Source organism: Spirulina sp. 06S082 (assembly GCF_034932145.1).
In the GTDB taxonomy this organism is placed as follows: Bacteria; Cyanobacteriota; Cyanobacteriia; order Cyanobacteriales; family Spirulinaceae; genus CCY15215.
On record NZ_JAYGHV010000414.1, the window covers coordinates 1 to 13,610 of the forward strand.

The window sequence follows — 13,610 nt, forward strand, 5'->3', positions numbered from 1 at the left end:
TCTTGTACTTCCTTGCGTCGCTGCATTTTTTGCTTGTACTTATCTTTATTCATTTTATTTATTGATAATAATTACTTATTGAGTCAAGGATTGATAACAATTCCCCCCTTAATAAAGATTTGCCCTGCTGATAAGTTTAACGCCTCTAATTGCACCTCCCCTCCCAAATCGAGATAAAACTCCTCGGGAATTTGTTTGAGTAATGAACTCTCGATCGCCAAAGGAAATAAACGCAGTTGGGATGGACTTAATAATGCCAAACCAGCTTGTAAGCGTAAAGGGGTTGCATTTTCGTCAGGAGTTGTTAAAACGCCCGTGAGGAAGATTTCCTGGGGCTGAATCTCTATATTGTGCCAGTCAATCTGCCAATCTTCTAAATTGTTATTCCCTTGAGCGGGAACAAGATTGAACAAAAAATCCTTTAATGCCGTTGATAGTAAAGGGGAATTTAAAGAAGTTTGCAGATCTCTTTCTGCGAGTAAAACCTCCCCCCTCGCTGTAATCGGTTCGAGAATTTGAAGCGGCTTGCCTTTAATAACCTGACCTAAATTAATGCGGATATTTTCCCCAATAATACACCCTTGGGTAAAGTGTAAGCCGCGATAAATTGCACCCTCGATCGCCAACGCGACCTTGGGAATGTGACCTGTCAAGATTTGGCGATTTTTCCCCGAAATCTTCACCTCCAAATGTTCGAGGCGATCGGTCTGCGATCGCAACCACAAACGAAAGGCGAGGGAGATTATTTTGCCCATCGGTTCCCTAGATGTTTCGGTTATCCCCATTGACTTAATCGCTAACGTTACGGTAATTGATAAGAAATGAGTGCAAATCTACAGCAATTTCTGGGAATTATCTCAGCAAATTGAGAAAGATTTTTAGGTAAACGCGACTGAACCCTGTTAAGATTTGTAGATAGTTTACTAAACTTCATGTTTTTCCTTCATTTTGTGGAATTGTATCGCGTTCGATTTGAGTAGGGGTAGACCTTCATGCAGGAAAGGGTGCAAAAAATAATATCCCAGCGCGGGATTGCATCCCGAAGGCAGGCTGAAACCGCAATTTTAGCCGGTCGCGTGCGGGTTAACGGTCAATTGGCTCATTTAGGTCAAAAAGCCGACCTTCTCCAAGGCGATCGCATTGAAATGGATGGCAAGGCGATCGATAATGGGCTTCTGCAAAAAGTTTATTTTTTGCTCAATAAACCCCTCGGTGTCGTTTGTACCTGCCGAGATCCCCAAGGGAGAAAGACGGTTCTTGATTGTCTTCCTCCTCAATACCGAAAAGGTAGGGGCATTCATCCCGTCGGACGTTTGGACATCAACTCAACTGGAGCAATTATTTTAACCAATGATGGCGAATTAACCCTAGCTTTAACCCATCCGCGCTATCATTTGCCTAAAACCTATCGGGTTTGGATTGAAGGGCATCCCCCAGAGTCCATTTTACAACAATGGCGAGAAGGCTTAATGCTTTCCGGCCAAATGACCTTACCCGCTCGAGTTGACATTGTAAAATGCGATCGCCAGCAAACTTGTCTAGAAATTGTGTTAAAAGAAGGAAAAAATCGCCAAATTCGTCGAATTGCCGAGAAACTCGGCTATCCTGTTACTAAACTGCATCGAAGCGCGATCGCCTCGATCGAGTTAAAGTCCCGCGATCGTCCCTCGTTATCATTGGGTGATTATCGCTTTCTCTCACCGCAGGAAATTAGTTTGATTTCTACTCAGATTTCTGCTCAGATTTCTACTCAGATTTCTGCTCCTGAAATTCCTTTTCAATCCTTGCCCACGTTCAAAAGCCTGTAGACTCACGGAGAACCTTAAATGCACAAGCAAATTCATCTGACTCCAACTCAAGAGGAAAAACTCAGAGAATTAGGCGCTTATCTCCGGGAAATTCGCCTAAGAAACTCCCTCTCCCTTTATGAGGTAGAAGAAAAAACGCGAATTAAGGCTTGCGTACTAGAGGCGATTGAAGAAGCGAAAGCCGAAGAATTGCCCGAACCGGTCTATGTTCGTGCTTTAATCAAACAATTTGCCGATGCCCTTGGTTTAGAAGGAAAAGAGCTTGCGACTGCTTTTCCCATCGATCCCAACATCAGAGGAATACAACCCTCTTGGCAACCGGTACGACGTTATAATGTTCGCCTTTTCCCTTGGTATTTGGCCTATACTCTGATTTTAGTCTGCGCGATGAGCGGTTTTTCTTTGCTCTTTTCGCGATCGGGAGAAAATTTAACAACGACCTCTCCTCTAGAAGAAGAAAATAGTAATACAAAAACAACAGAAGTTTCCGTTGACCCGGACAATAAACCGACCCCAACCCCTAAACCTGAAATAGCACCGCAAACTCCTACTCAGGCTGTTGCTGAATCTCCTCAAGAGACGAAGAAAACACCGACAACACCAGAGGTAGCCTCACAAGCTCCTCCGACTCCTCCGGCTTCTTCTCCTGTAACAACTGCGGCTCAACCCGTCAGCGATCGCCCCGGTGAAACCCCACCGGCACCCAACCCCAATTCTCCTGTCGTGATTTCTATGACTCTTCAAGATGATTGTTGGTTGAAGGTAGTTGCAGATGGCAAGATTGTCTATCAAGGAACTCTCTCAAAAGGAGAGCAAAAAACCTGGCAAGCCAGCGAACAAATTACAGTAGTGGCAGGAAATGCCGGCGGTGTTGTCGTTGCTATCAACAATCAAGAGGCTAAACCTCTGGGAACCCCCGGATCGGTTGAAACAGCCACATTCCGACCTTCTGAGCCGCGATCTTAGCAATTAGCAAATCCCCCTTAAATCCCCCAAATTTAGGGGATTTGGAGGGGCAAATCTAATCTGGCCTCAACTTGTTTCTACCATGAAACTTTTTTCTTTGGTTTTAAGCGGATCCCTCTGGTTTTTGGGTCAAGTCCATGCGATCGCACAGACTTGTACGGCGCAAAACAGTTGCGTCCCTCCTCGTTTACAATTTACCCCAGGACAAACTATTAGAGTAGAAGTCATTAACCGTACAGCAATTCCGATTGAACTGCAACAATTAGGCGGTACCGATGCAATGATTATCTTTCCCGCAGGAATGTCACCGTTTTTTTGGGGAGGGACGATTAAACCCAATTTATCCTTGATTTTCTGGGATCCTGAAGGGGGGAAATTGATTCTGAATGCCTCTCAAATTGACGATCGCCTATTACAGGTCGAAATTCTTCCGGGGGGGAGAATTGAAGGGGATAGCGCCATTTATCTACACGATGACGGACGTATTGAAGTTTTCTAGAGAATTCGCTACGATCGGACAATTATTATTTTATCCTTTCTGATTCATCCCAATACTATGCAACCCATTCGACAAGGCGATGTTCTCTTACAACCCGTCCCCAAAGCAACAGGACAAAAACTGGCTCATCTGACTCTAGCAGAAGGAGAAGTGACAGGACACTCTCATCGCATCAGCAACGGTGAGGCAGAATTGTACGAACGAGAGGGGACTCTTTTCTTGCGAGTTTTGTCCGATACTGCCACTTTAACCCACGAAGAACACAACGCGATCGCGGTTCCTCAAGGGGATTGGTTGGTACAAATTCAACGGGAATACGAACCCGAGGGATGGCGCTATATTACAGATTGAGATTACTATGGCGATTCCTCAAAAATCATGCTATGCTACAGAAGTAACACAATTGAGGAGCGATCGCCATGAGATTGAAGCGATGGGAGTCCCCTCGCCGTCAAGGACGCAACCATAAAGGTAAGGGTGGATCGGCACGACACCGACAACTGAAAAAACAACAGCAGATGATGCGGAAAAAGCTCAAAGGAGAGCCAATTCAAAGCCAAAAACAAAGCCAAAAACAAGGTCAAAAAGACCCGCGAAAAGATACTCAAAACAATCACAAAACTCAACAAGAAGGGAGAGATGCTTATTCTCTTCCTTCTTCTTTTTTAAGTATTTTTTAAGTATTTTTTGGGTTTTAAAACTCAATTTAAAACCGTTTCATTGCCCGTTGCATATCCCGCTTATCATCACGTTGTTTAATAGACTCGCGTTTATCGTGCAGTTTTTTCCCGCGTCCTAATCCGAGAAGAACTTTAACCCAACTGCCTTTAAAATACATTTTCAAAGGTACGAGAGTTAAACCATCTTTTTCGACTTTACCAATTAATTTATTAATTTCCTTCCGTTTGAGTAATAACTTGCGAGTTCGTCGGGGATCGTGGTTAAAATACTGGCTACTGGCTTCATAAGGAGAAATATGCACATTAATTAATACAGCTTCACTGTTACGAATCATCCCGTAACCATCCCGTAAATTGATTCTACCCGCGCGAATGGACTTAACCTCCGTCCCCACTAATTCAATCCCTGCTTCGTAGGTTTCGAGAATTTCATAGAGATAGCGTGCCTGACGATTATCGGCAATAACTTTAATACCGTTGCTTTTCTCGCCCATATTACCCTTAAACTGTTCTAATTTGAGACTACTTTCCTAACCTAGTTTACCATTATAGCTTGTTCTGATGGATTTTTTTAAAGGCTATCTTGCTGTCCTTGGCGATCGCAATTTTGTCCCAACGGGATTAAAAGTGGCCGCGATCGTCGGAAATCTAAGCATTAGTGTTGATAAATTTCTTGATTTGTGTTTTGATATTCACCAGTCTTTTCCGTCCTTCTTTGTTTGTGATACTAACTGTTGCATTGTGAAAATATCCTTCAGCAAGGGCAGAGAGAACCTCGAGATTAAACGAACTAGCATCGTCAATATCTTCGATAACGTTTGGTTTTTTCCCTTTTAGTTTTTGCGCTAATTGACCTCTTAATTCTGCGTCGAGAACGCGATCTAAATACTCATTAGACAGTTGCGGTTGTAAGCGCAAATAGCGATCGCTATCCTCTTCCTTTCGCAAAATAATTTTCCGAGAAATATATTCATCAATATCTAAAGGTGCATCCATCAAAACATCAATAATTCGCAGTCCCCATTGTGCCAGTCCCCAATGTCTGGTTTGCTGGTAGGGATAACCTTTAGTTGCTTCTCCTGTACCGATGGAAAGAATGCGAATATCCTCTAATTTATTCCCCAAATTGATTGCCGATGCGATCGCGCAAGCAGTAGGATTAGTAGCCCCCACTCCTCCATCAATCATCGAATAAGTTGTGCCTCGATAATTAAGAGGATAAGCAGGAAAAAAAGTAGGTGCAGAAGCAGAACAAATACAAGCCTCCCAAATTGGAATATCTTTATACCATTCTTGATCTCTCCAAGTTTTAAAGAAAATGGGAGTACGGCTGAAAGTATCGTAAGTCGGAATTAAGAGTTTAGGAGAGTTAGTATTTTGATCAATTTCAGCTAACGTTGCAGACCCTAATGCGTCTTGCAAAACTTTTTGTAAACCTCGGTTGGAAAATTTCGGAGCAGAAAGACCGCTTTGTATAATTAAAGGTATTCTTTGGGGGAAAAAATAGCCTTTTCCTCCCCAATAGGGAAAAATTCGGCGGCCTTGTTCTCGATAAAGCTGCACTAATTGTTCTCCCGTTTTGCCGATCGCAACTCCTGCGGCCAAAATCGATCCTGTAGAAGTCCCAGCAACAAAATGAAAATATTCTTGTAGAGTTTGACCTGTTAAAATATGAATTTCCCGTTCGATGAGAGAAAGCAGTGTTGCTGAGAGAATTCCTCGTATCCCACCCCCATCAAGACTTAAAATTCTATAAACCATCTTGTCAATTACCAATTACCAATTATTAATTGTCAATGAAGAAAGAGATAAAAAATAAATTTACTCTTCCTCATTTTTTACTATTTCATCTTCACTTTTTACTATTGCATCTTCATTGTTTACTGTTTTTTCTTTACTCTTACCTGTTCCTTTTTCATCCATTTCACTTTTCACTATTTCATCTTCACTTTTTATTATCTCATCTTCATTGTTTACTGTTTTTTCTTTACTCTTACTTGTTCCTTTTTCATCCATCAATTCGTGAAAGCGATCGCGTCCCGCATCATAATCTTTACTGGCATAACCTAACACGGTGCGAACGATCCATTTCTGCGGTTTTCCAGCTTTGAGAAGTTGCGCGATCGCATTGCGTAAAAAATCTTCTTCATTAACAAATTCTTGTTGAAACCAGTCTCGCATTTGATTGAAAGCCGTGCGATTATTGGCCTCATTTCCTTCCAGGTATTTTTCTCCCAAAAATTCCTTAAATCCTTTTCCCGAATCATTACCCAAATCTTGAGAATGCTTTTTATATTCTGTTACTCGGGTTTTACCCGTCAATTCTCGATAAAAAGAATTCAGGTTTTTCACTTCAACTCCCGGTAGAGAAGAATAAATAATATCCGTGGCGATCGCTCCTAATAAAACGTTTCCCAAAAACTTCACTTGTGTTATCGGTTCGACCCGCTCGGAAATACTTTGCAGGCGACTGGCTAACAATGGTGAGATTGCCCGTTTAATCAGCCAATTTCTCGCTTGAGCAAAACCGCGATCGCAGTGCATGGCACCAACCAGAGCCAGAAAAGCCGACCCAAAAGGATTATTTCTTTTTTGACGCAGTACCGCCCGGTCTTCTTTTAGTGCTAAAAAGGGATAAGATTCTCCTAAACCTAAGCGAAACCAAGTTTTAGTCAGTTGCTCCCCCCCAATCAGCTTTTGCAGTAAGCCTTTATACTTATCCACAGGAAGATAAGGACAATTGTAGTAAAGATAATGGGTCAAAGTGAGTTTATAGACTACTTCTCCTAAAAATGCCAATCGTTCGTTATTGGCTTCAGGATCGCCGAATTCTTTAGCATAAGAGGGGTGACTCAACGCTAAAAATAAAAGATCCGGGTGTTTGAAGTTAAACTCAATTTTTTGTTCGATCGGGGTATGATTCCAATTCATCTTGCAGATGCGTAGGGGGTTTATACCTATAATAACGCACTCTGAGCGCGATCGGGCTATTTTCTGACAATTCCCGTTAAAGAAATCATTACGACAAGGGAATATCGATAATTAAAGCGAGAAAATAACTAACAAGCAAGCAAACGATCGCCCTATAATAAACAATACAGCCAGCACATAAGGCGATGAAAACTGCAATATCTGAACAAATTAGCTCTATTTGGAGAAATTAAATATTTCTCTCCCTTCTTTGGCTATAATTAAACATTTTAAGTCGGTTTTAATCCCCCAAATAAGGCGATTTCAAAGATTTTTAGAAAACAATCAACATCAATAAATCCGATTTCTGTCAACCACTGGCATTGGGTTTCCATTGGTGCTAAAATGTTTGCATTTTTGTCATCTCTATGGTAGAATTTATGAGCGATTTCTTCTTTTGTGTTTTGGCTGCCTTTGGCCTGATGAAAACGATAGAGGGAATCAATAAATAATTCGTTAAAACACTGTTCTTCCCATTGCGATCGCGAGGAAATATGCTCTAGATTGAGAAATAATCCCCCTGGTTTGAGGAGAGAAAATATATCTTGGTAAATAGCTCGTTTTTGGTCATCGCTTTGGTGGTGGATGGCAAACCCGGAAACGATGACATCAAAATGAGTAAGATTTAATGCACTCATCTCTGGGATGAGGCGATCGCGCCAATATTCCGCCCCAAAATCTTCTGCAACAAACCGAAAATTCTCTGAAATTCCCGCAAAATTTGCTTTCGCTGTTGTTAACATTGTTGCGGAAAAATCGAGAAAAATGCCTCGGGAATCGGGATAAGATTGGTATAGCGATCGCCCTAAAATACCATCTCCGCAACCTAAATCTAAAAAACTTTCAACTTGAGGTTGAGTCATCGCAACGATTCTTAAGATCATATCAATTTGTTCGGCAGCAAGGGGAATTGCCCCCCTTATCCCTTCAAGAAAGGTTTTCGCAAGTTCTGGATCTTGCCAAACAGTATATTCACAATTCGCAGAAGTAGATCGAGCAGTCATGATTGTAATTACATTTCTTAATGAAAAAATAGAGCGATCGCCGCGCTAAAGTATTGATTTAATAACAAATATTCGGTAGATTGATTGGCTTTACGCGGTTTGTTGGGAAAGGGACTGATTTTATCAGTATTTTCTATATTTCCTCATCTAGAGATTAATGGCACGATCAAAACAAGAGTTTATCATAAATCTACCCATTTAAGAAAATGTTTCTCCGTGAAAATACCATTCAAATTGACTTAATAACCTGTACAACCCGTCCCTGTCAGCCTTCTTATCAGATTAAAGATCCTCTCGTTCCAGATCCGTTAATCTTATTGGCGATGTTGGGGGTTTTCGGGCTGACTGCTTTATTCAGCCGCAAGAAAATCTGTTAGGGTGAGGCGATCGCGCCCTTGCATTGATGCAAGTTTTTTAAGGCAGAGTATTCTGCTAAAACTCAACTTTGCAGGGGTTTGAGATCGAGTTCCCCATTGATAATTGTTGATAATTGATTGATAATTGTGAATTGATCATTAATAATTTTCGATCGCAATGGAACATCAATCGAACTGGTGGCATGAGGCCATTTTTTACGAAATTTACTTACGCAGCTTTCAAGACTCAAATGGAGATGGCATCGGCGACTTGAGAGGTTTAATCGATCGCTTAGACTACCTGCAAGATTTGGGGGTTGATGCCCTTTGGGTCTGCCCTTTTTATGAATCCCCCCACGTAGACTTTGGCTACGATATTAGCAATCATACCGCCGTCGATCCCCGTTACGGTACCCTCGCTGATTTCCAAGAACTTGTGCGGGAAGCCGATCGCCGCAATCTGAAAATTATTGTTGATATTATTCTCAATCACACCTCCGACGAACATCCTCTCTTTATCGAGTCGCGGCGATCGCGCAATTCACCTAAACGAGATTGGTATATTTGGCAAGACCCCAAACCCGATGGCAGTCCCCCCAATAATTGGGAGGGTTTCGAGCGTTCCTGCTGGACCTATGATGAAGAAACCCAGCAATATTACTATCATTTTCACTATATCCAGCAACCGGACCTCAACTGGCGCAATCCTAAAGTGATTGAAGAAATGTTTGCGGTCTGCGATTTTTGGTTAAATCAAGGGGTTGCGGGTTTGCGCTTGGATGCCATTAATTATTTAGTAGAAGACCCAGAATTGAGAGATAACCCCATTGTGGAAGAACTTCCAGAATATTTACGCAATATCTTTCAATTCAATCAATTACCCGTTCACACGATCAATCATCCCGATAATCATCCGCTTCTGCAACAGATGCGCCAGCATATCAAAACCAATCATCCCCAAGACCCCTTATTAATTGGAGAAATTTGGGTGCCCACGACTCAAGATATTCGCGAGTTTTATGGTCAAGAAGATAATGAACTGCAGTTACCCTTTAATTTTCTCCTCAGTACCGTCCCTAGCTTAAGTGCCGTCGCCTTCCGCGAGAAGATTCAAGACTTTGAGGAAAACTTGGCAGGATTACCCACAACGGTTGTTTTAAGCAATCACGATTTCCCGCGATCGACCACGCGCTACGGTACTCCCGATAACAGCGATCGCATTGCCAAATTATTAGCCACTTTCTTGCTCACCCTACGAGGCATTCCCTTTATCTACTATGGGGAAGAATTGGGCATGGTGGACACTCCCCCCGATCGCCTAGACGAAGTGCAAGACCCCCGAGGACGACTGCGCTGGCCGGAATACAAAGGCCGGGATGGATGTCGCACCCCCATGCAGTGGAATGAGCAAACGAATGCCGGATTTACCGAGGGAACACCTTGGTATAAAATTGCTCCTGATTATCTCCATCGCAATGTTGCAGTCCAAGGCCAAGACCCTGACTCGATCTTGAACTATTACAAGCAACTGATCCAATTACGACGCGATCGCCCCCCCTTAAGACAAGGTACTCTCACTTTAATCGGCAAAGACGAGCAAGTTTTAGCTTACACGCGACAAACCGATGAGGAACAACTGTTAATTCTCTTGAATATGTCCCCGCAAAGTCAAAGTTTCAGCCTCCCTGAATTTGCCGATCGCCCTGGGCAAATTTTGCTCTCTACCCATCCAGAGAAGGATTCCGCAACGGTAGGGGAAAACCTTCCTTTAATGCCCTTCGAGGGCGCGATCGCCCTCCTACAACACTAAAATTCCCGCTCAAAGATAGCAAACCCAAATGCCTCCATCTCAATAGTGCGATCGCCGTTGCCCAAATTGGTGACTTCAAAGCTAGTAACACCGGAACTCATAACGGGTTTTCCATAGCGACAAGAGACCAAATAGGCTTGAGTTTCTTCGGCAAAATTAAACACGCACAGCAAGCGTTGATCGCGAACTTTACGAATAAAAGAAAGTACGTCTCTGCCAACTTCGATGGGGTCAAAATCACCATATTTCATCGCCGGCTGTCGGTTGCGCCAGCGCAGCATCTTGCGAAAATAGTGAAGTAAGGAATCGGGCTTTTCTTCTTGAACATCCACAGCTAAGGAATTAAAGTTTTCATCAACTCGAATCCAAGGGGTGACGGCATCAGTGAAACCCCAATTGGCTTTTTCAGTTTCCCAAGGCATGGGAGTACGACAGCCATCTCGCCCAGCAAAGTAAGAATGAAAGTTAATGCCCAAGGGATCTTGCATATCCTCTTGGGATATCTCGGTTTCAGTCAGCCCTAATTCTTCTCCTTGATAGAAACAGATAATGCCTCGCAAACAGGCCAATAAAGTAACCAGCCATTTTTCAAAAGCGGGAATTGTCTCTGGATTTTGGGGTTGCCAACGCGATCGCGCTCGGGGAAAATCATGGGTACTCATGGTCAAACAAATCATCTCTTCCTCATCATCTTCAAGATGCAAAGAGAGTTCTTCTTGTGCCGAAGCAACCAATTCGGGGGTTAATTTTTCATTGACGAGTAGGGAGCTATTATAGGCAGTGTGGAGTCGTTTATCACCGCGAATATATTCGACAGTTTGACGCATGGGATCTTCGGCAGCAGCAATTTCTCCCAAAGAGATTGTGCCAGGGTATTTATTAAGAACCTTACGAATCCGTCGCAGGGATTTAATATTTTGCACCTGATTGATATTGTGGAGATTAATAAAATTTGAATAGGGATTGAGAGGAGAAACACCGTCTTGAATGGGCATCCCTTCGGTACGAGAAGGATTATCTAACTTACTAGGGTCGTGCATATAATAGTTGCAAACATCAAGACGAAATCCATCAACGCCTTTCTCTAACCAAAATTCTGCCACCTTCATGATTTCTCGCACCACATTCAGGTTATGCCAATTCAGGTCTGGTTGACATTTGAGAAAATTATGTAAATAGTATTGTTGGCGAGATTCGTTCCACTCCCATGCCGTACCACCAAAAACCGACAGCCAATTATTCGGCGGACTGCCATCTGCTTTGGCATCGGACCAAACATACCAGTCTGCTTTAGGATTATCTCGGTCAGATTGACTTTCTACAAACCAAGAATGGGTATCGGAAGTATGACTCCAGACTTGATCGATAATCACTTTCAAGTTCAAAGCATGAGCTTTTTCAATCATCTCTTCAAAATCCTCAATCTCACCAAATAAGGGATCGACGGCATAGTAATCTGAGATATCGTAGCCAAAATCCTTCATGGGAGATTTAAAGAAGGGGGTAATCCAAATTGCGTCAATGGGAAGAGAGGCCAAATAGTCTAACTTTTTGGTAATTCCTTGTATATCTCCGACTCCATCGCCGTTACTATCGTAAAAACTGCGGATATAAATTTCATAAATTACGCATCCATACCACCAAGCGCGATCGGGTTTTTGGTTTGACATTGTTTAAAGATTAACAATCGATTATCAACTTTTAATTATCAGCGATCGGTTCATAATTCGCAAAATTGCGATCGCCCTATTTGAGAATTCGTGGAGAGGGGTCGTTGCTGGCCGAGGGACTGGATTTGATATAATAGCCAAATTCCGTCGATCGCGTCCAAACTATGAGTTTTCGAGACGAATTTGAGTTACTATTGCGAGCCTGCTATCCTCTTATTTATATTCCCACCCCGGAAGAAGAACGAGTAGAAAAGGCGATCGCGGCATCGGCAAAGCGATCGGGAAATCGCGCTGTTTATATTTGGGATTTTGTCGAAGGCTATCAAGATAATCCTAATAATGCCGGATTGGGTCGCCGCAATCCCCTACAGGCGTTAGAATTCATCGAACAACTCCCCGAGGCTTCTCCTGTTATCTTCATCCTACGGGATTTTCAGCGCTTTTTAGAGGATGTTTCTATCTCTCGGAAGTTACGCAATTTAGCGCGAAAATTGAAGTCCCAACCGAAAAATATTGTCATTATTTCTCCAGATATTACTATTCCTCCTGAATTAACGGAAGTCTTTATTATTCTTGATTTTCCTTTGCCTACCGGGGAAGAAATTAAGACTGAAATTCAACGTTTATTAGGCTCTACGGGGCAAACTTTAAGTGAAAATCTTTTAGACGAACTGACGCGATCGGCACGGGGACTCTCTTTAGAGCGAATTCGGCGGGTGTTGGCAAGGGCGATCGCGGCTCGGGGAAAAATAGAGTTGGAAGATGTGGAATTAGTCCTCGAAGAAAAGCGCCAATCTATTCGCCAAACCCAAATCCTTGATTTTTACCCAGCGAGGGAACAAATTTCTGATATTGGGGGATTGGATAACTTAAAGGAGTGGCTGTTGCGGCGGGGTGGGGCTTTTAGTGATAAGGCAAGGGAGTATGGATTACCTCACCCTCGGGGGTTATTATTGGTTGGCATTCAAGGCACTGGTAAGTCTCTCACGGCAAAGGCGATCGCGCACCATTGGCACCTTCCCCTGTTGCGTCTGGATGTGGGGCGCTTATTTGGCGGTTTGGTGGGAGAATCTGAGTCTCGCACTAGGCAAATGATAACTCTTGCTGAAGCCCTATCCCCTTGCATTCTCTGGATAGATGAAATCGATAAGGGTTTTGCAGGATTTGACGGTAAAGGCGATTCTGGTACTACCAGCCGCGTCTTTGGTACTTTTATTAATTGGCTGGCAGAAAAGCGATCGCCAGTATTTGTTGTTGCTACGGCCAATAATATTCAAACTTTACCGCCAGAAATGTTGAGAAAAGGACGATTTGATGAAATATTTTTTGTAGGTTTACCTTCTCAAGAAGAACGCAAAGCTATTTTAGCAGTACATTTATTGCGCCTGCGCCCTCATAATTTACAAAACTACGATTTGGAACGATTGGCTTACGAAATACCGGATTTTTCAGGGGCAGAAATTGAACAAACTCTCATTGAAGCAATGCACATTGGCTTCAGTCAAAATCGCGATTTTAGCACCGATGATATTATCGAAGCAGCCAGTCAAATTATTCCCCTCGCCCGCACAGCACAGGAACAAATTCAATTTTTACAAGATTGGGCAGCAGCAGGAAAAGCACGGCTTGCTTCTCGTACTAAGCCGATTGGTTAATGTACAGGGATTGTGAACTACCGCTATCGAATCAAAGATTACGATAGCGGCTTCCCTTTTCACTGGGGATCGCGCTAGACAGAACCGAAGTTCTACCACCTCGTCTTATATCCCCTCCCAGGGCAGTAGAGCTAGTTCCTAACTCTAATACTTGTGTTGAACGCAGTCGAAGTATCCGTAAGCCTTCATTTT

At 42.9% G+C, this 13,610-nt stretch carries 15 protein-coding genes; 8 read left to right on the forward strand and 7 right to left on the reverse strand.

From position 1 onward, the window contains the following. Together VB714_RS27610 and VB714_RS25140 are read right to left on the reverse strand one after the other, a co-directional pair. Positions 1 to 53: hypothetical protein (locus tag VB714_RS27610; protein WP_416309793.1), on the reverse strand; the 53-nt coding region annotated here is incomplete at its 3' end. 30 nt (positions 54 to 83) lie between these two features. After that, positions 84 to 755 carry a DUF2993 domain-containing protein gene (locus VB714_RS25140; RefSeq protein WP_323227779.1) on the reverse strand — a complete coding sequence of 224 codons (672 nt, stop codon included), beginning with the start codon at positions 753 to 755 and terminating at the stop codon, positions 84 to 86. A gap of 237 nt (positions 756 to 992) precedes the next feature. On the opposite strand from VB714_RS25140, the gene VB714_RS25145 reads away from it, so the two are divergent. From VB714_RS25145 to VB714_RS25165, 5 genes are all read left to right on the forward strand, one after another. Further along, positions 993 to 1,808, forward strand: a complete 816-nt coding sequence (locus VB714_RS25145) for a pseudouridine synthase (RefSeq protein ID WP_323227782.1) — start codon at positions 993 to 995, stop codon at positions 1,806 to 1,808. 18 nt (positions 1,809 to 1,826) lie between these two features. Next, positions 1,827 to 2,774, forward strand: a complete 948-nt coding sequence (locus VB714_RS25150; protein ID WP_323227785.1) for a helix-turn-helix domain-containing protein — start codon at positions 1,827 to 1,829, stop codon at positions 2,772 to 2,774. Positions 2,775 to 2,856: 82 nt separating this feature from the next. Then, positions 2,857 to 3,273 carry a hypothetical protein gene (locus VB714_RS25155; RefSeq protein WP_323227788.1) on the forward strand — a complete coding sequence of 139 codons (417 nt, stop codon included), beginning with the start codon at positions 2,857 to 2,859 and terminating at the stop codon, positions 3,271 to 3,273. A 57-nt stretch (positions 3,274 to 3,330) separates the two neighbouring features. Then, complete coding sequence (locus tag VB714_RS25160) at positions 3,331 to 3,624, forward strand: hypothetical protein (protein WP_323227790.1); 294 nt, start codon at positions 3,331 to 3,333, stop codon at positions 3,622 to 3,624. A 68-nt stretch (positions 3,625 to 3,692) separates the two neighbouring features. Next, a complete protein-coding gene (locus tag VB714_RS25165; RefSeq protein WP_323227792.1) occupies positions 3,693 to 3,953 on the forward strand; it encodes a hypothetical protein in 261 nt (86 codons plus the stop codon). A 26-nt stretch (positions 3,954 to 3,979) separates the two neighbouring features. Here VB714_RS25165 and smpB read toward each other — a convergent pair whose 3' ends face one another. The 4 genes from smpB to VB714_RS25185 all read right to left on the reverse strand — a co-directional run bounded on the left by smpB (position 3,980) and on the right by VB714_RS25185 (position 7,927). Then, complete coding sequence (gene smpB, locus VB714_RS25170; RefSeq protein ID WP_323227794.1) at positions 3,980 to 4,447, reverse strand: SsrA-binding protein SmpB; 468 nt, start codon at positions 4,445 to 4,447, stop codon at positions 3,980 to 3,982. Between the two features lie 154 nt (positions 4,448 to 4,601). Further along, entirely contained in the window at positions 4,602 to 5,714 is a 1,113-nt protein-coding gene (locus VB714_RS25175; RefSeq protein WP_323227797.1) for a patatin-like phospholipase family protein, read from the reverse strand. Between the two features lie 60 nt (positions 5,715 to 5,774). Beyond that, positions 5,775 to 6,884, reverse strand: a complete 1,110-nt coding sequence (locus VB714_RS25180) for a ribonuclease III domain-containing protein (RefSeq protein WP_323227799.1) — start codon at positions 6,882 to 6,884, stop codon at positions 5,775 to 5,777. A gap of 269 nt (positions 6,885 to 7,153) precedes the next feature. Beyond that, on the reverse strand, positions 7,154 to 7,927 hold the full coding sequence (locus tag VB714_RS25185) for a class I SAM-dependent methyltransferase (protein ID WP_323227803.1): 774 nt from the start codon (positions 7,925 to 7,927) through the stop codon (positions 7,154 to 7,156). Positions 7,928 to 8,133: 206 nt separating this feature from the next. Between VB714_RS25185 and VB714_RS25190 the strand changes: the two genes are divergently transcribed. Beyond that, positions 8,134 to 8,304, forward strand: coding sequence for a hypothetical protein (locus VB714_RS25190; RefSeq protein ID WP_323227806.1), 171 nt, complete (start codon positions 8,134 to 8,136; stop codon positions 8,302 to 8,304). Between the two features lie 157 nt (positions 8,305 to 8,461). Then, on the forward strand, positions 8,462 to 10,093 hold the full coding sequence (locus tag VB714_RS25195) for an alpha-glucosidase (protein ID WP_323227809.1): 1,632 nt from the start codon (positions 8,462 to 8,464) through the stop codon (positions 10,091 to 10,093). On the opposite strand, the gene VB714_RS25200 is transcribed toward VB714_RS25195, so the two are convergent. Then, positions 10,090 to 11,763 carry an alpha-glucosidase gene (locus tag VB714_RS25200; RefSeq protein WP_323227812.1) on the reverse strand — a complete coding sequence of 558 codons (1,674 nt, stop codon included), beginning with the start codon at positions 11,761 to 11,763 and terminating at the stop codon, positions 10,090 to 10,092. The genes VB714_RS25195 and VB714_RS25200 overlap by 4 nt on opposite strands. Before the next feature lie 164 nt (positions 11,764 to 11,927). On the opposite strand from VB714_RS25200, the gene VB714_RS25205 reads away from it, so the two are divergent. Then, positions 11,928 to 13,418 (forward strand): AAA family ATPase, encoded by a 1,491-nt coding sequence (locus VB714_RS25205; RefSeq protein WP_323227816.1) that lies wholly within the window; start codon positions 11,928 to 11,930, stop codon positions 13,416 to 13,418. Positions 13,419 to 13,610 lie beyond the last annotated feature (192 nt).